This window comes from Chengkuizengella axinellae (assembly GCF_030730905.1).
Classification (GTDB): Bacteria; Bacillota; Bacilli; order Paenibacillales; family KCTC-33759; genus Chengkuizengella; species Chengkuizengella axinellae.
This window is the reverse complement of record NZ_JAVAMP010000009.1, coordinates 96,783-122,577: the sequence shown is the minus strand read 5'-3', so window position 1 is coordinate 122,577 and position 25,795 is coordinate 96,783. Positions and strand designations below refer to the sequence as shown.

The 25,795-nt window shown below is 35.7% G+C and carries 19 protein-coding genes and 1 pseudogene; 16 read left to right on the top strand and 4 right to left on the bottom strand.

The genetic code is table 11. The annotated features are described in order from the left end of the window. The first annotated feature begins 10 nt into the window (after nucleotides 1-10). Complete coding sequence (locus Q5Y73_RS16660; RefSeq protein WP_305993052.1) at nucleotides 11-4,543, top strand: fibronectin type III domain-containing protein; 4,533 nt, start codon at nucleotides 11-13, stop codon at nucleotides 4,541-4,543. Nucleotides 4,544-4,693: 150 nt separating this feature from the next. Further along, nucleotides 4,694-9,724 (top strand): fibronectin type III domain-containing protein, encoded by a 5,031-nt coding sequence (locus Q5Y73_RS16655; RefSeq protein WP_305993051.1) that lies wholly within the window; start codon nucleotides 4,694-4,696, stop codon nucleotides 9,722-9,724. Nucleotides 9,725-9,950: 226 nt separating this feature from the next. Here Q5Y73_RS16655 and Q5Y73_RS16650 read toward each other — a convergent pair whose 3' ends face one another. Continuing rightward, nucleotides 9,951-10,259: a hypothetical protein gene (locus Q5Y73_RS16650; RefSeq protein WP_305993050.1), complete on the bottom strand. Its 309-nt coding sequence runs from the start codon at nucleotides 10,257-10,259 to the stop codon at nucleotides 9,951-9,953. A 91-nt stretch (nucleotides 10,260-10,350) separates the two neighbouring features. On the opposite strand from Q5Y73_RS16650, the pseudogene Q5Y73_RS16645 reads away from it, so the two are divergent. From Q5Y73_RS16645 to Q5Y73_RS16635, 3 genes and pseudogenes are all read left to right on the top strand, one after another. Continuing rightward, nucleotides 10,351-11,272: pseudogene (locus Q5Y73_RS16645) on the top strand (TIGR01777 family oxidoreductase). 57 nt (nucleotides 11,273-11,329) lie between these two features. Further along, nucleotides 11,330-11,839 (top strand): hypothetical protein, encoded by a 510-nt coding sequence (locus tag Q5Y73_RS16640; protein WP_305993049.1) that lies wholly within the window; start codon nucleotides 11,330-11,332, stop codon nucleotides 11,837-11,839. 58 nt (nucleotides 11,840-11,897) lie between these two features. After that, a complete protein-coding gene (locus Q5Y73_RS16635) occupies nucleotides 11,898-12,290 on the top strand; it encodes a barstar family protein (protein ID WP_305993048.1) in 393 nt (130 codons plus the stop codon). Here Q5Y73_RS16635 and Q5Y73_RS16630 read toward each other — a convergent pair. Together Q5Y73_RS16630 and Q5Y73_RS16625 are read right to left on the bottom strand one after the other, a co-directional pair. Then, nucleotides 12,250-13,200 (bottom strand): helix-turn-helix transcriptional regulator, encoded by a 951-nt coding sequence (locus Q5Y73_RS16630; RefSeq protein WP_305993047.1) that lies wholly within the window; start codon nucleotides 13,198-13,200, stop codon nucleotides 12,250-12,252. The two genes, Q5Y73_RS16635 and Q5Y73_RS16630, sit on opposite strands and share 41 nt — an antisense overlap. 158 nt (nucleotides 13,201-13,358) lie before the next feature. Next, nucleotides 13,359-14,945: a multicopper oxidase family protein gene (locus tag Q5Y73_RS16625; protein WP_305993046.1), complete on the bottom strand. Its 1,587-nt coding sequence runs from the start codon at nucleotides 14,943-14,945 to the stop codon at nucleotides 13,359-13,361. Between the two features lie 180 nt (nucleotides 14,946-15,125). On the opposite strand from Q5Y73_RS16625, the gene Q5Y73_RS16620 reads away from it, so the two are divergent. The 6 genes from Q5Y73_RS16620 to Q5Y73_RS16595 all read left to right on the top strand — a co-directional run bounded on the left by Q5Y73_RS16620 (nucleotide 15,126) and on the right by Q5Y73_RS16595 (nucleotide 20,099). Further along, nucleotides 15,126-15,623: a GyrI-like domain-containing protein gene (locus Q5Y73_RS16620; protein ID WP_305993045.1), complete on the top strand. Its 498-nt coding sequence runs from the start codon at nucleotides 15,126-15,128 to the stop codon at nucleotides 15,621-15,623. 97 nt (nucleotides 15,624-15,720) lie between these two features. Continuing rightward, nucleotides 15,721-16,194, top strand: a complete 474-nt coding sequence (locus Q5Y73_RS16615) for a DinB family protein (protein ID WP_305993044.1) — start codon at nucleotides 15,721-15,723, stop codon at nucleotides 16,192-16,194. 57 nt (nucleotides 16,195-16,251) lie between these two features. Next, nucleotides 16,252-17,430 carry an MFS transporter gene (locus Q5Y73_RS16610; RefSeq protein WP_305993043.1) on the top strand — a complete coding sequence of 393 codons (1,179 nt, stop codon included), beginning with the start codon at nucleotides 16,252-16,254 and terminating at the stop codon, nucleotides 17,428-17,430. An 89-nt stretch (nucleotides 17,431-17,519) separates the two neighbouring features. Continuing rightward, nucleotides 17,520-17,867, top strand: a complete 348-nt coding sequence (locus tag Q5Y73_RS16605) for a YciI family protein (protein WP_305993042.1) — start codon at nucleotides 17,520-17,522, stop codon at nucleotides 17,865-17,867. After that, on the top strand, nucleotides 17,854-18,330 hold the full coding sequence (locus tag Q5Y73_RS16600; RefSeq protein WP_305993041.1) for a DUF5680 domain-containing protein: 477 nt from the start codon (nucleotides 17,854-17,856) through the stop codon (nucleotides 18,328-18,330). The genes Q5Y73_RS16605 and Q5Y73_RS16600 overlap by 14 nt, the downstream gene beginning before the upstream one ends. Before the next feature lie 74 nt (nucleotides 18,331-18,404). Further along, complete coding sequence (locus Q5Y73_RS16595) at nucleotides 18,405-20,099, top strand: M3 family oligoendopeptidase (protein WP_305993040.1); 1,695 nt, start codon at nucleotides 18,405-18,407, stop codon at nucleotides 20,097-20,099. A gap of 56 nt (nucleotides 20,100-20,155) precedes the next feature. Here Q5Y73_RS16595 and Q5Y73_RS16590 read toward each other — a convergent pair whose 3' ends face one another. Then, a complete protein-coding gene (locus Q5Y73_RS16590) occupies nucleotides 20,156-20,689 on the bottom strand; it encodes a hypothetical protein (RefSeq protein ID WP_305993039.1) in 534 nt (177 codons plus the stop codon). Between the two features lie 244 nt (nucleotides 20,690-20,933). Between Q5Y73_RS16590 and Q5Y73_RS16585 the strand changes: the two genes are divergently transcribed. The 5 genes from Q5Y73_RS16585 to Q5Y73_RS16565 all read left to right on the top strand — a co-directional run bounded on the left by Q5Y73_RS16585 (nucleotide 20,934) and on the right by Q5Y73_RS16565 (nucleotide 25,750). Beyond that, a complete protein-coding gene (locus Q5Y73_RS16585) occupies nucleotides 20,934-21,920 on the top strand; it encodes a quinone oxidoreductase family protein (RefSeq protein WP_305993038.1) in 987 nt (328 codons plus the stop codon). Between the two features lie 204 nt (nucleotides 21,921-22,124). Further along, entirely contained in the window at nucleotides 22,125-23,126 is a 1,002-nt protein-coding gene (locus Q5Y73_RS16580) for a peptidylprolyl isomerase (protein ID WP_305993037.1), read from the top strand. Nucleotides 23,127-23,242: 116 nt separating this feature from the next. Continuing rightward, nucleotides 23,243-23,530 carry a Dabb family protein gene (locus Q5Y73_RS16575; protein WP_305993036.1) on the top strand — a complete coding sequence of 96 codons (288 nt, stop codon included), beginning with the start codon at nucleotides 23,243-23,245 and terminating at the stop codon, nucleotides 23,528-23,530. Then, the gene (locus Q5Y73_RS16570; protein WP_305993035.1) at nucleotides 23,520-24,995 is read left to right on the top strand and encodes an MDR family MFS transporter; all 1,476 of its coding nucleotides are present in this window, start codon (nucleotides 23,520-23,522) and stop codon (nucleotides 24,993-24,995) included. Before Q5Y73_RS16575 ends, Q5Y73_RS16570 begins: the two co-directional genes overlap by 11 nt. 326 nt (nucleotides 24,996-25,321) lie before the next feature. Next, nucleotides 25,322-25,750, top strand: coding sequence for a DUF86 domain-containing protein (locus tag Q5Y73_RS16565; RefSeq protein WP_305993034.1), 429 nt, complete (start codon nucleotides 25,322-25,324; stop codon nucleotides 25,748-25,750). The last annotated feature ends 45 nt before the right edge of the window (nucleotides 25,751-25,795 follow it).

Sequence of the window (25,795 nt, the reverse complement as noted above, 5' to 3'; positions counted from 1 at the left end):
GAGAGGTATAATGAAAAAAACGTTCTATTTAGTTCTTTCGCTTTTAATGGTCTTAGCTAGTTTAATATCAACAAATAGTGCTGTGTTTGGTGAAATATCTGAGGATGATGTTGCAGTAGGTGCAGGTGGTTATTCTACAGTAACAAAAGGTGGACAGCTTTATAATTGGGTTTATGAAAATGAACGCAGAACTCCACAAAGTATAGATTATACAACTAGCAATTTTGACAATAAACCGCTTTCTACAAATGATTGGATTAGCTCAGTGGTTTGGCTGCAGTATTCTGGTGCGCTTTATGCCCATCCCTTAGGTTTCAAAGCTGTAGATTCAGGCTTTCAAATCAGCAATCCACCAAAAACGATCAATGTGTTGGAGGATGGCGAAAATGAGGTAGAACGAGAAATTAGGCCTGGCCAGGTGGATTTAGAAGTACAAGCAACTACTTTTTCACCTGTGGCAGCCGAAGCGGATAAAATTACAGACTGGTCTGCGGATATTTTAATGCCAAATGCAGACGGTTCTAGAAATATGAAGGTTACAATTGGACACGGAAGTCCATATGCGTATTTCACTTTTGATGGAGCAGAACCAAAAGTTGTATTTAAAAATGCAGCAACGATTTTAAGGGAAGATGGTTCAAATATTCAATTATCTATAAATAATAACGGACAAATAAATGTTTATGGAGTATACGCACCAACAGGAACAACTTGGACAAATAACGGATCAGAGCTTGTAGCTGATTTGCCAAGTGGAAAAGATTTTATTTCAATAGCTGGATTGCCGGATAACAGTGTGGAAACATACAACCTGTTCATGGATCACGCTTTTGCTTTTGTAACGGATACTAAAGTGGAATGGAATTATGATGAAGCGACCAGTACAGTAACTACAGATTATATAATAACAACGACTCCAATGGAGGGTTCAAACACAGATACAATTACCGCACTCTACCCACATCAATGGAGAGACAATCCTCTCATCAATGAATCTCAGTATTTACATTCTTATAATACAATTAGAGGTAAAATGAAAACGCTTTCTGGACAACTTTTTTCTACGCAATATGTATATAACGGGATTTTACCATTTATGCCAGAATTAACAGATCCTGGTGATCTATCGAGGTTGGAAGGATATGTGCAGGAATATTATGATTATGGAAAAACCTTAGATCCAAATTTTGTTCAACCTGGAATTGATGGTGGAAATACAGGCTACGATACGTATTGGATGGGGAAAAACTTAGGAAGAATCTCTAATGTACTCCCAATAACAACACAATTAGAAGATACTGCTAAACAAGCCGATCTTGTGCAATCGATTAAAAACACACTAGAGTGGTGGTTTACTCCTACGAAGTACGATGAATCTGGTGCAGTTGTAGATGATAATTACTTCTACTATGACGATCACTGGAAGACACTAATTGGATATCCATCAAGTTACGGTGCTGCAAGAGAAATGAATGATCATCATTTCCACTACGGCTACTGGATTTATGCAGCTGCGCAAGTAGCTTTATTAGAACCTAACTCAGCGGATGCTTGGTATCAGGATGATCAATGGGGAGGCATGGTGAATCAATTAGTTCAAGACATTGCAACGATTGATAGAACATCTACTGATTATCTGTTTTTGAGGAATTTTGATCTGTACGCTGGGCACTCTTGGGCGAATGGTGTAGGTTACTCACCGAACAGCGGAGGTCACAGCTGGGAGCACTCAGGAAACAATCAGGAATCTTCATCAGAAGCGATGAATGCTTGGGCAGCTTTGATTTTATGGGGTGAAGCTACTGGGGATACTGCAATTAGAGATGCAGGAATCTATATGTATACTACTGAAAGACAAGCGATTAATAATTACTGGTTTGATTTATATGGTGATGTATTTGACCCAGATTACACGAATGATGGGGATACAGCCGTTATGGTATGGGGTGGAAAATATAATCATATCACTTGGTGGACTGAGGATCCAATAGAAGCGCATGGCATTCAAATGCTTCCAGTAACAGGAGCTTCATTATACTTGGGAATGGATCCAAACTACGTGAAGAATAATTATGATCGGACTTATGCAGAATTTCCTAACTATTTAGAAAAGAAAGAGCAATACGGTTGGGAAGGGTTAGATAATATTAACACATGGCAGGATATTATGCTTTCATATTACGCTTTATATGATCCAGCTGAAGCTTTATTAAGATGGAAAGATACAAATGAAGAACTTGACCCTTCTATTGGAATCGAGTTTGGCGAATCTAGAGCACGCACATATCAGTGGATGAGATCCTTAGATGTTTATGGATTACCTAATTTTGATATTACGGCAAATACACCGCTTTATGCTGTCTTAAATAAAGATGGATTGAACACTTATGTAGCCTATAATGCTTCTGAAGTAGATTTATCTGTAACATTTTCTGACTGTTATGAATTAACAGTTCCAGCAAAATCAATGGCTCAACAAACAGCGGCAAGTCCAGGTGGAGATTGTGCAGGTAATCCTATTGATGAAGAAGCACCTAGTACACCTTCAAATCTGACTTCAACAGGAAGTACTTCTGCTACAGTAGATTTAGATTGGGATGCATCTACAGATAATAGAGGAGTAGCAGGTTATGATATTTACCAAGTGGGTAATGGAAATACATCTGTTTTAATAGGAACAACTACTTCTACAAATTATACCGTAATGAACTTATCTGCAGATACTGCCTATACATTTGAAGTAACAGCAAAGGATGCAGCAGGTAATGAATCTGCAGCTAGCAATCGTGTAACAGTGACTACAGATGCTCCGGATACACAATCACCAACAGCACCTGATACTCTAAATGCAACGAACATAATGGAAACAACAGTAGAATTAAGTTGGGGTGCCTCTACAGATAATGTTGGAGTAACAGGATATGATGTCTATCAAGTGAATGATGGAAATACATCTGTATTTATAGGAACATCAACATCTACAGATTATACAGTTGCAAATTTAGTTGGGAATACTGCTTATACATTTGAAGTAAGGGCAAAGGATGCAGCAGGTAATGAATCTACAGCTAGCAATCGTATAACAGTGACTACAGATGCACTTGATATAGAATCACCAACAGCACCAGGTAATTTAAGCACATCGAATATAACAGAAACCTCAGTAGATTTAAACTGGGATGCTTCAACAGATAATGTAGGTGTAACCGCATACGATATTTATCAAGTGAATAATGGAAATTCAAGTGTCTATATAGACACAACTACGTCTACGAGTTATACGGTTGTTAACTTGTCAGAAAATACGAATTATACATTTGAAGTGAGAGCTAAAGATGCGGTAGGTAATGAATCGATGGCTAGTAATCAAGTCACTATTACAACACTAGAAGGAGATACTGTGATTTCTGAGCCAAATTATACAATTGAAATTGTAGATGAAGGTTCATCAGTGCTGATGAAATTCACACCAAAAGGAGCGACCTCTAATTTTGTAGATATACATTATAAGGTGAATAATGGAGGTCAAATCAATGTTGGTACAGTGAATAATAACGGTACATGGGAGTATGACATTTTAGGAGTAAGTGAAGGAGATGTCATTGATTTCTTCTACACTTATACACGAGGTACCCCAGCATATGATTCTCCAACATACAGCTATACAGTGGGATCTTCTTCTGGAGGTGGAAATCCAGGAGATACAACACCGCCGAGCGCACCTTCCAATTTATCGGCATCCGGTATAACAGAAACCACAGTGGAGTTGAACTGGGATGTCTCGACAGATAATGTAGGTGTAACGGGTTATGATATTTATCAAGGTTCATCAATCATAGGTTCAACATCGTCTACAACTTTTTCAGTGACTGGGCTTACAGCTGATACAACGTATATGTTTGAAGTCAAGGCAAAGGATGCAGCAGGTAATGAATCTTCTGCAAGCAATAGTGTAAACGTAACCACGCATGCTCCAGATATAACATCACCTAGTTCACCATCCAATATAACCTCATCTGACATTACTGAAACCTCAGTGGATTTAAGTTGGGATGCCTCCACAGATAATGTTGGAGTAACAGGTTATGATATATATCAAGATTCCACGTATTTAGGAACAACCACAGCTACAGTTTTTTCAGCAACAGGACTCACTGCCAATACAACGTATACATTTGAGATAAGAGCAAAGGATGCGGCAGGGAATGAATCTGCTGGAAGCTCCATTACAGTCACTACCTTAGAATCTTCATCAGGTGGAGGAACCACCATTAATGAAGATGATTATACGATAGTAATTGAAGATGACGGTTCAACGGTGATAATGAAATTCACACCGATTGGAGCCACATCCAGCTTTGTAGATCTTCATTATAAGGTGAATAATGGTGGACAAATTAATGTGAGAACAAATGAAGTGAATGGTACGTGGGAGTATGAAATCAACAACTTAAGCCAGGGTGATGACATCGACTTCTTCTACACGTACACATTAGGAACTCCTGCTTACGATTCCCCTTCATATAGTTATACAGTGAATTAAGGTGAAAAGTTAAATACAGGATGTAAAAGAGGGGAAAACCTTCTTTTACATCCATTTTAGCTATCTAATTTTCATCATGTTATATTTTTCTCAATTGTGTTTTCTAAAATGATCGTAGGTCAAATTTTATTTTGGGAGTGAATCATGTTTATGGCAAATACAAAAAAACGGATATATATCTTATTATCTATATTGCTAGTTTTTAGTATTTTTCCTGCTAGTTTTGCTGTTCAAGCGTTTGATGGCGAGGTTCAACAAGGCTCTGGCAGTTATACTACAATATTGCCTCCTGAGAGCAGCGCACCTCCTTCATGGGATTTAGATATTGGTCAGCTCGCTTATCCTGAACCACAAATCCAAATTTATTCAAATGTGACGGGTCCTGACGCTCCGACATGGAAACCCACACCAACTAGTGATTGGTGGACAAATATGAACTGGAATACATTCAGTGAACCTCAATACCCTCACCCTTTAGCAGTATATCCAAAAACACAAGGATTACAAATCTATTATCCAGGCAATTCGAAAATTATAAAAAGTACAGTACCTTATCCTGAGCAAAACTTAATAGATGCAACGCTGCCAAAAGATTCAAGTCATGATTTTGTATTAGGTCATTCATCTGTAGGAGGATTCTCAGAGGCTAGAGCTGGAGGGTTCAGTGACTGGTTTGTGACAGCTGATTTTTATAATGGTGGGACAGGGATGAGTATCAGTTATGGTCATGGATCGCCTTTTGTTTATGCAACGTATGCAGGTGGTAATCCAACTCTGAGATTTGGAAATACACCAGAACTTTTTATTGGAGATGCCAATGATTCAATGATTGGAATTTCTGTGAATGGAAACTATTATGGATTATTTGGTCCTTCAGGTTCTAGCTGGAATGGAATAGGATCTAATCAATTAACCAATCTATTACCTAATGGCAAAAACTATTTTTCCGCTGCATTGCTTCCAGATGTGAATTCAGAGGAGGAAGCCATCGAGGTTTTCCATTTAATGAAAGCGTTTGCTTATTCTCATATCACAGATACCACTGCAATTTGGGAGTTTGATGATATCAGCAGCAGTGTGGAAACCACATTTCAATTTACGATTACACCGAAAGAAGCGGGTGCACCAACTGAAACATTGATGACATTGTATCCTACACAATGGAGAGATTTGGATGAGGATTATACAGTATATACCTATCATTCTTTACAGGGTTTGCTCAAGACACTAGTAGGAAATTCTTTTTCTATTTCAGATCAGTTTACAGGTGTTTTACCTAATGCACCTTATTTAGATCATATGTCCTCACAAGATATTAGTCGGATGAAGGCATATTTAACGGAAGAAATTTCTGAGTATTTTCCACATTCTGACCGCAATCCTGTGGACGCAGGCACATATTTTACTGGAAAAGAATTACTAAGATTGACAACTTTATTAGGAATTGCGGATGACTTGGCTAATCGTGCAACAGATCCTGTAGATCAGGCTGAATTTAGAGACTTGGCAGATGAGGCATTAACAATGTCTAAGAATTTAATGATTCCATGGTTGGATGCTAGTGAGCAGGATGGAATACAGGATAATTCACAGTTCTTCTATTATAACGAGAATTGGGGAGCTATGATTGGTTATCGTGAAGAATTTTGGAGTGCCCCAAATTTAACTGATCAACATTTTCATATCGGTCAATACATTAAAGCAGCGGCCGAAATTGCTAGAGTGGATGAACAGTTTGCAGCTGATTATGGACAAATGGTTGATCTTTTAATCAGACATATTGCATCACCTGATCCCGAAGATCCAATGTTTCCTTATTTAAGGAACTTCGATCCTTATGCAGGACATTCTTGGGCAGATGGAAAATCTCCTTTTGCCGCAGGTAACAATCAAGAGTCTGTTTCAGAAGCAATCATGGCTTGGACGGGAATTATTTTATGGGGAGAAGCAACAGGCAATACAGAATTCAGGGATTTAGGCATTTATTTATATACGTCTGAAATGGAAGCTGCCAAAGAATATTGGTTTGATTTAAACGATGATATTTATCCAGATGAGTGGGAACAAGTATCCTCAACCATTATATGGGGAGGTCAAGTGGATAATGGAACCTTCTTTTCAGCTAACCCTGCAAAAAGACATGCTATCATATGGCTTCCGTTTCATGGTGGTTCATACTACTTAGGACATGACCAAGATTATGTATTGGAAAACTACAATAGTTTACAAGATGAGATACCTGAATTTATTAGCTCAGGTTTAGCCTCCCCAAATGAAGAATATTGGGAAGATTTACAATGGATGTACTTGGCTTTAGCAGATCCAGATCAGTCTCTTCAATTGCTAAATAATGCTATGGCTGGGTCTGGTTCTCCACAAGATTTCTTCACGGTCGAAGAAGGGAATTCTATGGCTTTTACCTATAGTTGGATTCACACTTTGAATGAAGTGGGTAAAGTAGATGAAAGCATCAGTGCAGATTATCCTTTTTATACTGTTTTCCAAGATGATAATGGGAACAAAACGTATGTTGTATATAATATGACAAATACAACAAAAACGGTAAACTTTTCTGATGGTCAACAGATCATTGTTGCTCCAAAAAGTTTTAATACGGACCAAGGGACATATATTCCTGATACAAATCCTCCGTCTATTCCAGAAAATTTAGAAATAGCTAGAATTGCATCTAACTACGCTGTGATTCAATGGGATGACTCCACAGATGATCGAGCTGTGGTTGGGTATGATGTTTTTGTAAATGGGGTATACCATACTTCGTCTGTTGAAAGTGAAGCTATAGTGGAAGGTTTATCTGTCACAACCGAATATAGCATTACGGTAAAAGCTAAAGATCAGGATACGATTTCTGAAGCTAGTGCTCCATTGATAATTACAACTACAATTGTGGATACTGAAGCACCTGCAATACCACAAGGTATCGTTAGTTTGAGTGAAACTTTTAATTCGATTACGTTAAGTTGGAGTGCTTCATCAGATAATATATTAACGGTAGAATATGATATTTACAGAGATAATGTGAAAATAGCAACATCTGAAGAGACCAGCTTCAAAGATACTGGTTTAGAAGCAGTAACAGTCTATGATTATCAAATTGTGGCAAGAGATGCTGAAGGGAATGAATCTCCACGGAGTGTAGTGACGAAACTGAGATCAGGATTTTTACCTGGACCTGGATATACACAAGAAATCGTGGAAAGCTCTGAAACTGAAGCTACCTTCTATCTCTATCCTAATAGCAGTATTGACACGGCAATATTACATCTACAAGTTGTTGGAGGTCCATTGGATAACCCTACATTAATTGAAAATGATGGAGTATTTTCTTATAATGCTTCAAACATTCCAGAAAATGCATCTCTTGAATATAGCTTTACAACCATTAGTAATGGTGTAGGTACAGATTCAGAAGTATTTAGCTATACAATGGGAGAGTTTGTGAATCAAGAGCCAGATTTAGACCCACCAACTGCACCATCTAATTTAGCTGCTTCAGGAATTACGGAAAGCACAGTAGATTTAAATTGGGATGCTTCTACAGATAATGTGGGAGTAGCAGGTTATGACATCTATCAAGATTCAACTTATATTGCCTCAACTACATCCACAACCTACACAGTAACAGGTCTTTTATCAAATACAACCTATACTTTTGAAGTGAAAGCGAAAGATGAGGCAGGGAATGAATCGAGCATAAGTAATTCAGCAACGGTTACAACAACTGCACCAGATCCAACTGCTCCAACCTCCCCACCTAATCTAGCTGCATCAGGAATAACAGAATCAACAGTAGATTTAAGTTGGGATGCTTCTACAGATGATGTTGGAGTTGTAGGTTATGATATTTATCAAAATTCAACTTATATTGCCTCAACTACATCCACAACCTACACAGCAACAGGACTTGCTGCAAATACAACCTATACATTTGAAGTTAGGGCCAAAGATGAGGCAGGGAATGAATCAGTTGGAAGTATAGTCTCAGCTACTACCTTAGAATCTTCATCTGGAGGAGAGACTATCATTGACGAAGATGATTATACAATTGAAATTGTAGATGAAGGATCAACAGTTACATTAAAATTCACACCAAAAGGAGCAACCTCAAGTTTTGTTGATTTGCATTATAAGGTGAACAACGGGGGGCAAATCAATGTTGGCACAGTAAACAATAATGGAACATGGGATTATGAGATAACAGGAGTAAGTGAAGGAGATGAGATTGATTTCTCCTATACTTACACCTTAGGGACACCTGCGTATGATTCACCAACTTATAGTTACACAGTTGGCTCTTCAGGTGGTGGAAATCCAGGAGATACAACCCCCCCAAGCGCACCATCCAATCTAACTGCAACAGGGATAACGGAAACGACAGTGGATTTAAGCTGGAATGCATCGACAGATAATGTAGGGGTAACTGGTTATGATGTTTATCAAGATTCAACCTATATAGGATCACCCGCATCTACATCATTTTTAGTAACAGGGCTTACAGCTGATACAACATATATGTTTGAAATCAAAGCCAAAGACGAAGCAGGGAATGAATCTTCTGCGAGCAATAGTGTGAATGTAACAACAGCTACGTCAGATACAACTCCCCCAAGCGCACCATCTAATATAACCTCATCTGGAATTACAGCAACCTCAGTGGATTTAAACTGGGATGCCTCCACAGATAATGTCGGCGTAACTGGCTACGATATCTATGATGGAGCCACGAAAATAGGTACGACTGCATCCACAACCTTCTCAGTCACTGAATTAACATCCAATACAACGTATACATTTGAAATAAGAGCAAAGGATGCGGCGGGAAATGAGTCTGCTGGTAGCTCAATTACAGTCACTACCTTAGATGCTTCTTCTGGAGGAGGAACCACCATTAATGAAGATGATTATACAATTGAAATCATTGATGATGGTACAACGGTGACAATGAAATTCACACCGATTGGAGCGACGTCCAGCTTTGTAGATCTTCATTATAAGGTGAATAATGGTGGACAAATCAATGTGAGAGCGAATGACATAAACGGTACGTGGGAATATGAAATAGTTAACTTAACTCAGGGAAATGAGATTGATTTCTTCTATACGTATACATTAGGCACCCCTGCTTACGATACCCCTTCATATAACTATACGGTTCAATAAAGAGAGCATGAGAACGTGATAAACGAATAATGAATTTCATAAGAAAACCGTCCAATTCGGACGGTTTTTTTACTTAAGAATAAGTGAGGTATAATATTGTTAATCTATTTTTTGTATAATAGATAGAAAAAAACACCAAAAATCGGTGTTCTGTTATATGCTTAAAAGAAGGATTCACATAAGTTTTCAAGAAGAGGTTTGAAAGTTGATTTACTGTTAGAACTGATTAAACTAACAATAATACTATAACAAGCAAAAGGAACAGAGATAAAACAAGAATGCCTCCACCGCCAAAAAAGAAACGATAGTTGTGTTGTGGGTAGTATTGTTGATTTGGATTGGAGACTCTTAAATATAAATTTTCTTGATCAACATTCACGATCGTACCCTCAAATATTTGTCCATGAATCGTTTGGATTCTAACCGGTTTGTTCATATGCTGCATGGCAATATGATAAGCTCTATTTCTAAAGTTTTGCATGGATTCCACCTCTTGACGAGAGGCTTGTAAAACAGCTTGCTCTTGTTGATACATAAATGACATCCTCCTCACCTTATTATACTTATATGTATTTTCATTCGTGTTGTGATATGATGAAAAGTTTAAAATGAAAGGAAGTTTATCCATGAAGATTGGGATCACAGGCGGTACCGGATTTATTGGAAAACATCTAACAAGGTTTTTTTTTGTCACAGAATCATAAAGTCATTATATTTACACGTAAACCTGATGCTTATGAGACAGATCACAAAAAACTTGAATACGTTGAATGGTCTTCGGACTCCATAACTTCTCTAATTGATAAAGCTGAAGGAATAGATGTTTTTATTAATTTAGCGGGTGAATCTATCAATAATGGTCGATGGACTGACAAACAGAAGGAAAGAATTATTCAAACCCGATTACAGGTAACAGATACCCTTACGAAGTTATTTAGTGAATTATATGATAGGCCAAAATTATTTATCAACGCATCTGCAGTAGGTTATTATGGTACATCTGCAAATAAAACCTTTACGGAAAAAGATATTTCTAAAAGTGATGATTTCTTAGCTACCACTGTTCAGCAATGGGAGAACCATGCATCAAAAGCAGAGAAGTTAGGAATACGAACTGTTTATGCTCGTTTCGGTATTGTACTAGATAAAAATGATGGTGCATTTCCTCGTATGGCTTTACCTTATAAATTGTTTGTAGGTGGGAAGGTTGGCTCAGGGAAACAATGGCTGTCTTGGATTCACATTAAAGATGTAGTAAATTTAATAGACTTTATTATACATCATGAAGATATAAATGGTTCGGTTAATTTCACAACTCCTCATCCATTAAAAATGAATGAATTTGGAAAAACGATCGGAGAAGTGCTTGGTCGTCCTCATTATCTTCCTGCACCTAGCTTTGCATTAAAAATGATATTAGGTGAGATGAGTACGTTAGTTTTGGACGGACAAAAAGTACTACCGAATAAAGCGACTAAGGCAGGATTCAAATTTGAATTTCCTACTCTAAAAGAAACATTAATGGATATTTATCGTAGTAGTAAATAGTGGATGACCGACTAATTAACGTCAAATCTCGTTTTGGGGACTGGAGGTTTTATGAAGATGGAAAATAATATTGTTTATTTTAAAGAAAATTTCTTCTCATCAGGTCTGACAGATATATATTCTGAGCAGAAGGAAAAAGTAGGAGAGTTGGATTTAAAAAGTGCTTTTTCATCCAGCATTGATGTACGTGATGAAAAAGGATTTACAGTTATAAAAGGAGGATTTCGTTTCTTTAGCAACAAATGGGTCATGAGTGATCGTATAGGACATGAATTAGGGATAGTTAGGGCTAAGATTTCATTGTTTTCAAAAAGATATGTTTACGAAACTAGAAGTGATGAATACTATATTACTTCTCCCAGTTTTTCTAGACAATATGAAATTCTAGATGATAAGCAGAAGTTAGTAGCAGAATTTAATAAAATCAACGGATTTTTTGAGTCTGCTGCTTATAAATTAACGAACAATTCATCAAAGTTATCTACACCTGAACTCATTGCTGTTGTGATGGGGGTAAATGCAATAAGAAAAAGGCATAATTCAAATGGAGCAAGTGCGACCACATAAATACTTAAAGTTACTATTTTATGTGCTGAAGAAGCAACTCCCGACTATGTAATATAGTATGTCTGACTTAATATATTTACAAAAACTAAGTGAACCATACTTTCATATAGCGTTTGGTACCGAAAGTGATTTATGTAACATGCATTGGAAGTCATATTTTCGTATTAATCAGCAAAAAATAGTCTCAAAAATGATAAGAGCTTCTAAATGCAAATCAGTAGACACTTTATTTGATGAATTTTCAGCAGCTTTTCAGTTTCCATATTACTTTGGTCAAAATTGGGGTGCTTTTAATGAATGTATAAATGATTTAGAGTGGATGAAGGGTGAAAATTATATATTATTCATAAGCAATGTAAATGAATTGTTAGAAAATGAAAGTGAAAGTGAGATGATCTCACAACAACAACTCACAAATAAACCCCTCTCAAATCCTCCAACTTCTCTTTGATATAACCAACCATCTCAGGTGGTTCAATAACTCGAGCATGTTTCCCCATGTTAAAGAAAAAATCTGCAAAGTACTCTATATCATTTTTTCTTAACTTCATGTTTAACTCTCCACCCCCATCCTCACCCTCATTAAGGTGACTATCTAAATAGGGGTCCATTTGACACCTTCTAAACCCTTCCTTTGTAAATCGAACCTTGATTTGAATCAATGGATTGGATTCATCATTTTGATCGTAATCATACCAGTTAATCACATTATAACGGCTTAAATCTACAGTGTTTTGCTCTTCAGATTCTTTTAAATGCATTATACGATCGGCTCGAAACAAACGAATATCCAACCTTTTAAAGCAATAAGCAGGACAATACCAAAAACCGTTTTGAGAATAGACACCGATGGGTTGAATTTTACGACAGCTGGTTTCTTTTAATGAATCATACTTGATTTCGATTACTTTTTGTTGAATGGCTGCTTCTAATAATGCTTGCAAATATGGGGATGATTGTTGCCTTGTTGGTGTCCAAAACACAATTTTATCTTTCATTCCGTCAATTCTATTTTTAATATCCTTAGCTAGATGATGATAAAACTTATTTAAAGCAGACACAGAATCTGCTTCAAATGGAATATCTTTGTAAAATTGCAGGGATTGATAGGCAAAAAACATCGCAATGGCTTCTTTTTCAGTAAAAGTGATCGGAGGAAGCATTCTTTCTTTAAGTATTGTATACCCTCCTGCAGCACCCACCTCTGAATACAAAGGAACACCGAGTTCCTGTAAATCCAGCAGATCTCTTTGAATCGTTCTTAAAGACACATTAAATTCATCTGCTAGCTGTTTTGCTGTAAATTGACGTTTGTCATTGATATACATAATCAGTTCAACTAAACGTTTGGATTTATTCATGTTAAGCTTCAAGCTCCTATAGGTTATTTGAATGATTCAATCTCTATAATAATAATCTCTCACAAAATTACGACAAGATTTGTCGTAATTCAATAATAACCTTTATTTTTAAGAAAAATCAATTCATTTAGGAATTTAAAATTGCAGTGTGGTATACTTCACTTTTTTGCCTTATTTAGTTTAAAACGGAAGAGTGTTTTGATTTTATCAAAAATTCTATTTCCATTAGTTATAACTTTATAAGGTCTCATCATTTCATAATCTTCATGTTCTAAAATATGGCAATGAAATACATATTTCCCTGGATAGGGCTGAAACTGTGCGATGATTCGGATGATCTCACCAGGACTAGAATTAACCGTATCCTTCCAGCCAATTTCGTTTTTTGCTGGAGGTATTTTTTCACCAGTCATTTTTATTTCTCCTGTTTTTAAAAAAAGGTCTTGGTCATATGGCTGTCTGTCTAATATTTGCACGTTCACTAAATGGAGATGTAAGGGATGGATGCTTACGGTTGCATTGATGAATGTCCAAATCTCTATATTTCCTAATTCCGGTTTTTCTGTAATAGGGTCATCCCATCTTTTGTTATCTATTAGTACAATTCTTCTGCCTATTTGATCCAGTGTCCTATCTAAAGTCAGCGTTCTATTTTTTACTGCATCTTCTTCTTTTAAAAAATATACGTTTCTTAATTTGTTAGGTATTTTACTCAGATCAGCTCCTTTAAGGGGAAGTACGATACGAAATTGCATAATTTGACCCGTAGTCTCTGTGAAAATTTTCCCTTCGTTTGGATATTCTTCAGGAGCTAAATTTAACATTACGATTTTTCTTGCTTGGTTGGTTGAAAAATCTATGATGACATCTGCACGTTCTGCGGGACCTAATAAAATCTCTTCCATAATGACTGGTTTTTCTAAAAAGCCTCCATCATTCCCAATCTGTATAAAGGGCTGATGATTATCAAGTTTTAAAATATAGTATCGGGAATTGGACCCATTTAAAATACGAAAGCGGTATTTTCGAGGTTCAACTTCTAAATATGGCCATGCTTTTCCGTTAACCACAATAGTGTCTCCAAAAAATTTCGGAGTAGGTTCGAAGGCATCAGAAGGTTGATCTGGGTAATTGAGTGAGCCATCTGGATTTAAAGTTCGATCTTGAATCATAAGCGGAATTTCATATTTCCCTTTTGGAAGAGATAACGAAAGTTCATTTTTGTCTCTAATCAAATAGAACCCTGCTAATCCCGCATAAATATTTAGTCTAGTTATACCAATTGTATGGTCATGATACCAAAGTGTAGTGGCTTCATGTGTATTGTAGTAGTGATAAACCTCCTGAGTAAAATCTGACCCAACTACTCTATAGCCATTCGTAAACCAAGCATCTGGGTATCCGTCACTATCAGCAGGAGTGATGCCTCCATGAACATGTATGACTGTTCTTACCTCAGGAGTATCTCCTTCTGCACCATGGATGGTTTTATCCACAGTAAAAAGATGTTTTGGAGGTAGATCATTCATCCATTTCACCTTTACTTCTTCAAACTGTTTAACTTCAAATGTTGGACCAGGATAAAACCCTTCAAATCCCCATACTAGTGTATCTGGCAAAGAGCTGTGTATGTTGAAGTAAAATTGGTTCATTCTCATTTCATAATAAGTTACTCCATTGATTTTTTTAGTAGGTTTCGCTATGGGGGGGATCGTTAATTTGTCAATGTATTTGATAAGGTTCATTGAAACACCTCAATTCCCTTTCAAAAGTGATTTATTTTAAACTCATTATCAGTTTATTAAGGATGATCAGAAGTCATTCACTTTATAAATTAGAACTTTGCATAACTACGACATGATTTGTCGCAATTCAATGATAACCTTTATTTGTAAACAAAATGAATCCATTTGGGAGGAATTAAAATGAAAAATCAAACTTCAGCGTTAGTACCTACGTTTGTTAAAAAGGATGAGTTCAAAATTGCAGGATTAGAGTGTCGTGCCATAATGAAGGAGAACGAAGATCAACAAGAATTAGGTCAGTTATGGGGAGCGTTCATGGGAATGTTGCCAAAAATAGAAAATAAAAAGAATGAAAATGTCACCTATGGATTAAGCTTTGATTTTGACCAACAAACGGGCGAATACTCTTATGTAAGTGGAGTTGAGATCGATGATTCAAACATTTCTTTGCCAGATAAAGTTGTTGTTAAAACAATTCCTGCAAGTCGTTATGCTGTTTTTACGTATAAAGGGGATATGAGTGGAGTGGGAGCAGCTTTTAAGTACATTTATGAAACATGGCTGCCTCAATCTGGTGAAGTGCCTGCTGCTGATTTTTCATTTGAGATTTATGATGAAAGATTTTTAGGTCCAGAAAATGAAAATTCAGAAACTGAGATTTACATTCCTCTTAAGTAGAACATTGAGATCTATAGTGGGAGCTAATAATGTTGGTTCCCACTTCAAAAAAAGGAATTTTTTTAATTAATAATTATATTTTATGAGGTGATCCATCATGTCAAATGAAAAAAAAGAATTGTTAGTGAAATTCAACCAATGGACTAAATTTGTAGAAAACCTTAAAGATGAAAGAGATGAAATATGGAACAAACCTATTGCGGTAGGGAAATGGACGATTAGAGAAGTGGTAAGCCACATCATGCTGTGGGATCAAATTTTTTATGAAAGAGCGATTGATAAGATTGCAAATCAAGTTCCATTGACGTTGAAGCATACTAACTTTGATGAATTCAACGAGCAAGCCAAACAATATGGCAGAACAACAAGCGTTAAGACACTATCAGAGAATTCTATTTTCTATAGGAAGAAAATCATAGAACAAATAGAAACACTTTCAGATGAAAATTATAACAAAGTTTATACAGATAAAGAAGGAAAAGCCTTTCATGTGACTCAATATCTTAAAGATTTTTTGTGGCATGATAAACATCATATGGATCAAATGAAAGAGTGCTTGGGGCTTAAATGAGATGCTCTAAAAGTCTTTCTAAATAAATTTATATTCAAGGAGCCTACTACCAATTATATGAAGAGTTTAAGTAGAAATTCAAAGTTATTGCTATATGGGCAGGCTTTATCTTACATGGGAGATTATTGTGTTTTACCAGCTTTACTGATCTTATCCACTTATTATCAGGATTATTGGGTGGTTTCAGGTGTAATTATCGTGAGAAGTATTCCATTCATTATTCAACCTTTTTTAGGTGTATTCGTAGATAAATTCAATAGAGTAAACATCATGTTTTGGACAGATTTGATAAGAGGGGGGATTTTCCTTGGTATTATATTATTGCCTCAAGGGGAATACCCCATTTTATTCTTAGTGCTTTTATTATTCTCTTATGGGAGTGGTGTTTTTTTTAATCCTGCCAGATTATCTGTCATGTCTTTATTAGGAGATGATATAAAAAAAATAAACACTATTTTTGCGAAAGCGACAACACTTTTTGTCATTATAGGGGCACTTATTGGAGGGGCTTTTCTTGTTTTAGGAACTGTAAAAGCTGCTGTTGCTTTTAATGCACTGACCTATTTTGTTTCAGCCAGTTTTATTCGATTGATCAAATTACATAAACAAAAGGTTGTTAAAGCTCAGGGTGAAAAAATGTATTTATCACTGATGGTAGGGTTTAAAGAAATTTTACATAATTCATTCGTATTAAATGCTGTATTTACTTTGATGACGATGGCTTTTTTATGGGGCATTGTATACAGTTATTTCCCTATTGTGAGTCAGTATTTTGGAAAAGGTGAAGTAGGAAACTTCCTTCTTACTATGGGGATGGGGATCGGAGGTTTAATAGGAGCATATCTAGTAAATAAATGGGGGTTTCATAGCCATAAAGGGTTGCTATATTTTGTATTTCTGAGTCTAATCTCTCTAGCTGTATATATGTTTTCAATTGAGTTTATGATCACATTTGTTTCAGCCGTTTTCTTTTTCATATCGATGGAGTATGGAGAAGTGATTTCGAAAATTAAAATTCAGGAAAATGCAGCAAATGAAATCCAAGGCAGAGTATTTGCAATTTGTGAATCCATCATTGGCATTTGTATGTCTATTGGGTCAACTATGATTAATTTTATGAATCCATTGCTTATTTTAATCTTGATGATAGTTATGATGTTAGGTCTTGCTATACATACGATTACAGTTAATCATTTATATCTTAAAAAATCTAAAAGCTTAGATGTAACCACGTGATTGATTGTAGTCTATTTAATAAATTTGATTGCTCAATATGATGTATAGAATTAGGATCTGCTCAATCATTTATAAATGGAGGAAACCAAGTGAAAAAGTTTGTGGTGATTTTAAATGATAAACAAAGAGGAACGTTAAATAAAAAGTTGTTATTTCAACACGTTGAGTATCTTCGTAAATTAAAACGTAGTGGAAATCTTCAATTATGTGGACCTTTTAAGGATGATAACAAAGCTATGATGATTTTAGTATGTCACGAAAAGGAAGAAACAATAAAAATGGTTAATAACGATCCATTTGTAAGAGACAGATATTATGCCTCTTATGAAATATATGAATGGATTGAAGCTAATAAGGATAACAATTGGTTAGTGGACACTCCTCAAACAATGAACAATATAAATAAGGTTAGGAGAATGTACAATGGAAATGAATAATAATGATTTGCTCATCTTTTTAGTTAAAGCAAAAAAAGAAACCTATGCTTCAGGGACGGGACAGTTTTCCACATCAGCTCTTTTAGAAGGTTCACATCAACTTGAATATGAACAAGGAGATTATTTGTATCGAGATATTTATTACGGCAGTCATTTTTTTGTTGGGCAAGAAATAGTATACTTTAAAGGTAAACCTATTTGGTCTATGAGTTACGCTGGTGGGACTACGATTGAACTGGATCAGGAAACCCTAGAATTTTTTCCAAAGTTTCATAAAAAAGCAATGCGACAAATATCTGAAAGAAACCCGTTTCGCGGACCTAATGAATTTTACGAAGAAGAGTATACATACACTGACAAACACGAAGGTGACATTGAAAGATTCACAGGTATAGAGAAGATATTACAATCGGACTTAGAAATCTATCAATTAAATTATACTGGTGGATTGATTCATCGTTAAAATCATAATGAATTGGACTGATTCAGTTCATAATAACTCAAATCGTTATAGAGTTATGGAAAGGAAGAGACAGAATGAAATTTTCAGAATTTACGTATACACGACCTAATATGGAGGAGATCTCTTCTCAATTTGAGAAGGTACTAATGCAATTTACGGGTTCAAATTCAGCGGATGAACAAAATGCTGCGATGAAAGCGATCTATACGATTTATAATGATGTTTATACCATGTTTCACATTGCAAGTATTCGTCATTCAATAAACACTAAAGATCAGTATTATAAATCAGAACAGGAATATATGGATGAGGCAATGCCTGTATTCAATGAGCTGTTTTCAAAGTTTTATAAAGCTTTGATCGAGTCGAAATATCGTGACGAACTAGATAAGAAGTGGGGAAGCCATTTATTTGATTTAGCTGAACTAGAAATTAAAACCATGTCTCCTGAAATTGTTGAAGACTTGCAGCAGGAAAATAAATTTTCCTCAAGATATTCTGAACTCATTGCAAGCGCTGAAATTAATTTTGATGGTAAAACATATACTTTAGCTCAATTATTTCCTTTTACGCAATCCGATGATCGTGAAACGAGAAAAAGAGCAAATGAAGCTAAATATACATTTTTTTCAGAAAACGAAGCAGAGTTAGATCAGCTCTATGATAACCTAGTTAGCATAAGAACAAAAATTGCAAAAAAACTAGGGTATAACAATTTTGTAGAGTTAAGTTATGCTCGTTTGAAACGAACAGAATATGGTGCCGAGCAGGTTGCTGCATTTAGAGATCAAGTACATCAATATATCGTCCCTATTGCTACTCAATTAAAAAAACGTCAGCAGGAAAGATTAGGCTTAGACAATCTAAAATATTATGATGAGAATTATGATTTCAAATCAGGGAATGCAAAACCAAAAGGAGATCCTGATTGGATCGTGGCTAATGGACAGACAATGTATGAACAATTATCCAAGGAAACGGATGAATTTTACTGTTTTATGAAGAACGGAGAGCTCATGGACCTATTATCAAGAGACGGGAAAATGGCTGGTGGTTATTGTTCATTTTTGCCTAACTATAAATCACCTTATATTTTTGCTAATTTTAATGGTACATCTGGAGATGTTGATGTATTAACACATGAAGCAGGGCATGCCTTCCAAGTGTATAGCAGCCGTCACTTTGAAAACCCTGAATATACTTGGCCAACCTATGAAGCTTGTGAGATTCATTCTATGAGTATGGAGTTTTTTGCTTGGCCTTGGATGGAGTTGTTTTTCCAAGGAGATACGGATAAATACAAGTTCTCTCATTTAAGTAAAGATACGATGTTCATCCCTTATGGTGTAGCAGTGGATGAGTTTCAACATTTCGTTTATGAGCATCCAGAAGCAACGCCTAAAGAGCGAAAATTAATGTGGAGAGAAATAGAGAAAAAATATTTACCTCATCGTGATTATGATGGCAATGAATATTTGGAACAAGGCGGCTTTTGGTATCAACAAGGTCACATCTTTGAAGTTCCGTTTTATTATATTGATTATACCTTGGCGTTAATCTGTGCATTTCAATTTTGGAAAAAGATGAACGAAGACAGGGATCAAGCTTGGGAGGATTACACTCATTTATGTAAAATAGGGGGGAGTAAACCATTTTTGGAGCTGGTCAAAGAAGCTAAATTAAGCTCACCATTTGAGGAAGGAACGGTTCAATCTGTAATTAATGAAATTGAGTTATGGTTAAACAATATCGATGATACAGCATTGTAATGAATTTCATCGGATCATTTCCCCAATATAAACAAAACTCGCCACTTGGCGAGTTTTTATTTCTTGAAAAACTTTTTTCTACAGCAAAAATGAGTTTTTCTAAAAATAGTTGTGCGGTTGAATAGGGTTATTGCATAATCACCTTCAAAATTTGACCTACTGATAAAACCTCTGGCTTCAGTTTCGATAATGACTTCTCGACATGGCGGTTGAGGGTCATCGGCTTGCATGATCACAGTAACAATGGGCAAAAATGAAACAACTTCATTTTGAGCAATAGCCTCATCAAAAATAATCGTTGCTGCTTTTTGGTCAGGAGCAATATTAATAGATGTTGTTCCTAGTGGAACCTCTGGACCTGGTACTAAATCTAAGATGATTGTATTTGTATCTGTTGTTAACTGAAAATCTAAGGAATCAAGCGTTACAACCGCATCTGCAGGTGGATCTACAGCGTTTAATATAGTATTCACTTCTAAGTTGAATACCTGTTCAGGGCATATAATCGCAGGCACAATCGTTTCAATGGAACCAGAATTAGCTGGTAGTGCCTGCATATCTACATTTTGTTTTTCACAGTTATTCTTCAATTTCTTCATCTACTTTCTTTTTACTTCACTCCTCAAGGTACTCAATAATGTGAGACAAGTTTTTATTTTCGGGGACCCAATATTATTCGGTTACCTTTGAATTACTTTTCTAGGAGTTTTGTTATAACATTGTATGTCCTTTGCTGACATTATGTTATGAATCAGAGTGAAAATGGTTCATAGTTTATTCAAATTGTGTTTTATGGTTTAATATGGAAAGGCAAACATAAAGGGGGAAACTATTGTGAAAGCAATTATAGTATCTGAATATGGTTTACCTGAAACCATGAAATACATAGATTTAGAGACTCCAACGATTCATTCTAAGCAAGTTTTGATACGAGTAGAAGCTACAAGTGTTAATTTTGCGGATATAAAAGCTAGATATGGTAGAAAGGGAAAGGGGGATCTTCCTTTTATTCCTGGTTTAGATGCAGCAGGAGTCATTGAGCAGGTTGGTACGGATGTTAAGCATCTAAAAGTAGGACAACGTGTAATTGCTTTTCCTAAAAAGGGATCTTACGCAGAATATGTAGCTGCAGATGGTAATCTTACGTTTGCGATTCCTGATAATGTAGATTTTCACACAGCAGCAGCTTGTCCAATCGTTTCCTTTACGTCTTATAAACTCTTAGCAGATGTAGCTAGACTAAGAGAAGGTGAAACTGTTTTAATACATGCTGCGGCGGGTGGAATAGGGACCACTGCAATTCAGTTGGCTAAGATCTTAGGTGCTAAACAAGTAATTGGAATGGTAGGAAGTTATAATAAGATGGAGATTGCTAAAAGAGCAGGTGCAGATCATGTGATTTGTCATGAAGAAGAGGATTTTGCTAATAAAGTAAGAGAGTTAACAAATGGTGAGGGAGCAGATGTCATATTAGACTCTATCTCTGGAAAAGTAACAGAAAAAAGTTTGGAGTGCCTAGCTTATTATGGGCGCATAGTTCATTTTGGGAATTCTAGTGGAGAAATAGGGAACTTTAAAACGCAAGATCTTCATTCTAGCTGTCGTTCTGTGCTTGGATTTAGTTTAGGAACTACTAGAAACAAACGTCCAGAGCTCTTAAAAGAAACTGCGAATCAAGTGATGAAATATATAGCAGATGGTAGTTTGGAAATTGTGATTGGAAAACGATTTAAGTTGGAAGAAGCTGTTGAAGCTCATCAGTGGGTAGAGAGTAGACGAAGTACTGGAAAAGTTTTGTTGGAAGTTAGGAAAAGAGATTGATAGGAAGGAATTAAACTACTATGAGATACAAAACAATAGAGTTGTTCTCGAGAGGGACTTTTGCGGTTTGTGTAAGTGGAGCGAATAAGAATAACTCTATTGTAATCAAATCATTTATATTATTTTAATGTCCAACTCTGCGAAATCTGATATAGTTACTAAAGTGCTAAAATACATGTAAAATTATTAGGAGGAAACATTAGAATGAATCAAACGAAGAACAATTCAAAAATATGGATTATCATATCACTTTTCATTGTTGGTTTAATCGCTTTGGCAGTGGTGACTGCACTTGATAATAACCCATCAGCTGATAAGGATAACAATACAACAGATACAGAATTATCTAACGAGAGTAATGAGGAACAATCTTCTTTAGACTCTGAAATCGTTGCAACAGTGAATGGAGAAGAAATTAGTCAGGACAAGCTTTTTGACTTAATGGTTCAACAGTTAGGTAAAGAATCTACAGATGCATTGATTCAGCAGTTGATTGACGAAGCTTTAGTGTCACAGGAACTTGAGAAGGAAGGATTAGCGGTTACAGAAGAAGACATTGCTAATGGCGTAACGAAAGAAATTGAATTTTTTAAATCTTCATTTGGATCTGATGAAGAAGTTGAGGCTTATTTAATGCAATACGGTATGTCTTTGGAAGATTATGAAAAATTAGTCGAAGACATGATCCCATTCCAGCTTCAAATTGAAAAATTATTTGAGTCCAAAGTAGAAGTGACTGAGGAAGATGTAGCAGCTTATTATGAAGAAAATCTTGCTTACTATACAGAAGAAGAGCAAGTGCAAGCATCTCACATCTTAGTGGAAACTCTAGAAGAAGCTGAAGATTTATTACAGCAAATCAATGATGGAGCAGATTTTGCAGAACTTGCTAAGACGTATTCAACCGACCCAGGAAGTGGTGCGAATGGTGGGGATTTAGGTTTCTTTGGAAGAGGTATGATGGTACCAGAATTTGATGAAGCAGCGTTTAACTTGTCAGTTGGTGAAGTTAGTGAAATCGTACAAACTGATTTTGGATATCATATTATTAAAGTAACCGATAAAAAAGAAGCAAGTAAAGCAACATTAGAGGAAAAACAGGAAGAAATTAAAGAAGAATTAACGAAAGTAAAAACAGGTGAAGAATATCAGTTATGGATTGAAGAAACTAAAACAGGATCAGATATCGAGGTATTATTTAACTAAACCTGAACTTTAATCAAAGAATATACACCATTCCCTTTGGACAAAAGGATGAATGGTGTTTTTATTTTTGATATAATAATGAACACATCATTCGAAAAAGGAAGGAGATATTATATATGATTAAACATATCGTGTTTTTCAGATTAAAAGATGGAAGTCCAGAAAATATTGCGAAAACAAAAGATGTTTTGATGAGTATGGAAGGTAAAATTCCAGAAGTACACCATCTGGAGGTTGGAATGGATGTTATTCGTTCAGAACGTTCTTATGATTTGTCTTTAATTGTAGAGGTTGACTCATTGGAGGATCTTGATAAGTATCAAGTACATCCAGTACATAAAGAAATTATAGAATATATTGCGCAAGTGAAGGAATCTGTTGTCGCTGTAGATTATGAAGTATAGACCACTTATTCTAATCTCCATTATGCTCGCGATGTTTATGTCAGCGATTGAGGCTACAATTGTTACAACAGCTTTGCCTAGCATCGCAGCAGAGTTAGGTGGTTTTTCGTTATATAGCTGGGTTTTTTCCGTATACTTATTTATGCAAGCGGTCACCGTTCCAATTTATGGAAAGCTTGCTGATTTGTATGGAAGAAAACCTGTTTTTACATTTGGTGTGATTACATTCTTAGTTGGTTCTATATTATGCGGATTTGCTCCAAGTATGTTTTATTTGATCATATTTCGCTTTATTCAAGGGTTAGGTGCAGGTGCAGTTCAACCTATTGCAATGACGATTGTTGGAGATATCTATTCCTTGGAGGAACGTGGGAAAATTCAAGGCTATTTGGCTAGTGTTTGGGGGTTTTCTGCAATCATTGGGCCAACCTTGGGTGGTTTTTTAGTGGAGTTTGTAGATTGGTCTTGGGTATTTTGGATTAATCTTCCTATAGGAATTATTGCTTTGTTAGGCATACTTGTTTTTCTAAAAGAGGAATTTGATAAAAAGCAGCACAAAATAGATTATGTTGGGACAACCCTTTTGGTTGTATTTATAAGTGCTTTGATGGCTGTATTATTACGAGGTGGAGTCACATGGCCGTGGCTGTCAGGTCCAATATTTATACTGCTATTTATGGCAGGTTTTGCTTTTCTTTTATTTATTATGCAGGAAAAAAGAGCGGAAGACCCACTTATGCCAATGTGGATTTGGAAGTATAGAGTGATACTCATTGCAAATGTTGTTTCTTTGATTACGGGAATTCTATTAATGGGTATATCTAATTTTTTACCAACCTTTGTTCAAGGTGTGATGGAGAGAACACCTAAAGAAGCTGGGTTTGTATTAGCGGTCATGTCCATTGGTTGGCCAATAGCCTCTACGATAGCAAGTAAAACAATGATGAAATTCGGTTTCCGAAACATTGCATGGATAGGAACGGTATTTTTAATATTAGGTTCAAGTTTATTTCTGTTTTTAAATCAACAAAATGGTGTTGTATTTGGTAGTGTTGGTGCTTTTTTGGTGGGGATCGGTATGGGACTCACAAACACTATTTTTACAGTGGCTATTCAAAGCAGTGTGGAGTGGCGAAATAGAGGTGTTGTGACAGCCTCCAATATGTTTATGAGAATGATGGGTACAACGATAGGTGCTTCATTATTTGGTGGAATTATAAATATGAGAATGATTCAATATCTGGAAAATCTTCAAATATCAAAAGAAATGGATCTCAACCTTGATATAACCAATAATATATTAGACCCAGATAAGAGAAAAGAACTGTCTAGTGATGTAGTGCAAGCGTTGCAGGACGGATTAACATTTTCATTACATACTGTTTACTTGATCGTATTTGCACTTGCAATACTAAGTTTTATTTTTGTCAAATATATGCCTAAGGTACCCACAAAAGTGAAGTGAAGCTTTGCAGCATTATCCTATTACTTTTGCGGGGCACGATCAAAATGATACCCAAGTGAGTGAAGTGAATCAAAGAAGCGAATCAAACAAGCATAATCCTATTACTTTTGCGGAGTCCGATCAAATGAAACCCAAGTAAGTGAACTAATTGTAAAGTTGTTTTCTAATTTTTATTTAAAAAAGGATGATGAAGTTGGAATTAAAAGATGTCATGGAAGCTTTAACAATATTATTGGTGATTGTTCTTACTTTTATTTTTATTATAGCTTGGGCAAAAATGAAAAGTAAAAAAAGACGAAAGTAAAAAAGAATGGGAGAAAAATGATATGTATTATGTCAATCAAGATCAGATCAATTTAAGGTTAGAATTTATCGAACGGCTTGTAGAAATGATTCCTGACTCTATAGAAAATCAAAAAGAATCCCCTTCTGTTATTAATGGTTTGGCTCAGGAGCGGATTTTACATTTAGCATTGGAGTCTGTTACAGATATCGGTAGTTATATCATTGATGGATTTTTGATGAGGGATGCAAGCAGTTACGAAGATATTATTGAAATTATTTATGGGGAAAAGGTATTTCCACCTCATTTGTTAGAGCCTTTGTTAAGTTTAGTAAAAATGAGAAAAAAATTAGTACAAGAGTATTTTAATTTTGATCAAAGTGAAATTTTTCCTTTGCTTTCACAATTGCCGGATATTCTTGCTGAATTTTCACAAAGTGTAAAGAATTATCTAAAGCAAGAGATCATCTGATATCGCTCAGCTCTCTTTCTGCCTAACTTATGATACATATATGTT